This window comes from Citrobacter sp. 50677481, assembly GCF_001463265.1.
GTDB lineage: Bacteria > Pseudomonadota > Gammaproteobacteria > Enterobacterales > Enterobacteriaceae > Citrobacter_A > Citrobacter_A sedlakii.
Window position 1 is genome coordinate 1 of sequence record NZ_LNHZ01000055.1, and the last position, 1,616, is coordinate 1,616.

General features: G+C 53.0%; 2 protein-coding genes. Both read left to right on the top strand.

What is annotated here, in order from left to right; translation table 11 throughout:
- Positions 1-79 precede the first annotated feature (79 nt).
- Positions 80-553 carry a phage terminase small subunit P27 family gene (locus APU02_RS14920; RefSeq protein ID WP_053528461.1) on the top strand — a complete coding sequence of 158 codons (474 nt, stop codon included), beginning with the start codon at positions 80-82 and terminating at the stop codon, positions 551-553.
- On the top strand, positions 553-1,616 hold a 1,064-nt coding region (locus APU02_RS14925), incomplete at its 3' end, for a terminase large subunit (RefSeq protein ID WP_131729046.1). The genes APU02_RS14920 and APU02_RS14925, both read left to right, overlap by 1 nt.

Genomic DNA, 1,616 nt, shown 5'->3' on the forward strand with positions numbered 1-1,616 from the left:
AACCTCTTTTCACATCGCCGCAGGTTAGAAAACTTTTTTTAGGGGTCCCCCATTCGATGATTAATAGGAGTTTTCGATTATGTCAGGACCACCGAAAACCCCGACCCATCTACGTCTGGTGAGGGGTAACCCATCAAAACGCCCGATCAATGAGAATGAACCAAAACCCCCTTCAGGGGTACCCCCAACGCCGAAGCATTTCGACAAGCAGGGGAAATACTGGTTTAAGCGGATGGCCGACGAGCTCGATGCTATCGGTGTGATGTCCCAACTGGACGCCAGAGCCCTTGAGCTTCTGGTCGAGGCTTATACCGAATACCGGCATCACTGCGACACGCTTGAAGTTGAGGGTTACACCTACCGGACCGAAACGCAGAGTGGGGATGTGCTGATAAAGGCTCACCCGGCGGCCATCATGAAAGCTGATGCATGGAAACGTCTGCGCGCCATGCTCGGTGAGTTTGGCATGACGCCAGCCAGCCGCTCTAAGGTGAATGCAAAAGGTCCTGATGCGGTTGACCCGCTGACCGAGTTTATGAAAGCGAGGGATTAATGGCTAAGGTTGCAGAAGGCATCCGCTACGCCGAGAGGGTGGTGGCGGGGGAAATTATTGCCTGTGAGTATGTGCGCCTTGCCTGTCAGCGTTTTCTTGACGATCTGACACACGGCGAAGAGCGCGGTATTTTCTTCAGTGAGCCGCGCGCGCAGCACATTCTGAATTTCTATAATTTTGTGCCTCACGTAAAAGGCGCGCTGGCAGGCCAGCCTATTGATCTGATGGACTGGCATATTTTCATCCTGATTAATATTTTTGGTTTTGTTATCCCGCTGGTTAACGAAGATACAGGGGAAACCGTCCTGCGTAACGACGGCAGCGGTCGGCCGGTGATGGTCCGGCGTTTCCGTACAGCAGATGTTGAGGTGGCCCGTAAAAATGCCAAATCAACACTTTGCTCCGGCGTGGGGCTTTATATGGCTGGCGCCGACGGTGAGGGCGGGGCGGAGGTTTATTCCGCTGCAACCACCCGTGACCAGGCGCGAATTGTTTTTGAAGACGCGAAGAATATGGTCAAGAAGGCGAAAGCCACTCTTGGGCGGATCTTCGAATTCAACAAGCTCGCTATCTACCAGGAGCAAACAGCCTCAAAATTCGAGCCATTATCATCAGATGCGAATAACCTCGACGGCCTGAACATCCACTGCGCCATCGTCGACGAGCTGCATGCTCACAAAACCCGAGACGTCTGGGACGTTCTGGAGACGGCAACCGGCGCGCGCCTGCAATCTCTGCTTTTTGGTATCACCACCGCCGGCTTCAACAAAGAAGGCATCTGCTACGAACTGCGTGATTACGCCATCAAGGTGCTGCGTGGCCTGGTAAAAGACGATACGTTTTTTGCCATCATCTACACGTTAGACGAAGGTGACGATCCCTTTGATGAAAAAGTCTGGCAGAAAGCGAATCCGGGGCTGGGTATCTGTAAGCGCTGGGACGACCTGCGGCGTCTGGCGAAAAAAGCGAAAGAGCAAGTTTCCGCCAGGGTTAACTTTTTCACCAAGCATATGAATATCTGGGTTACTGCTGAGTCGGCCTGGATGGACATGATGAAATGGGA

Excerpts from the sequence above, each read along its gene's own strand:
- APU02_RS14920 (WP_053528461.1), top strand. The coding sequence starts at position 80 with ATGTCAGGACCACCGAAAACCCCGACCCATCTACGTCTGGTGAGGGGT.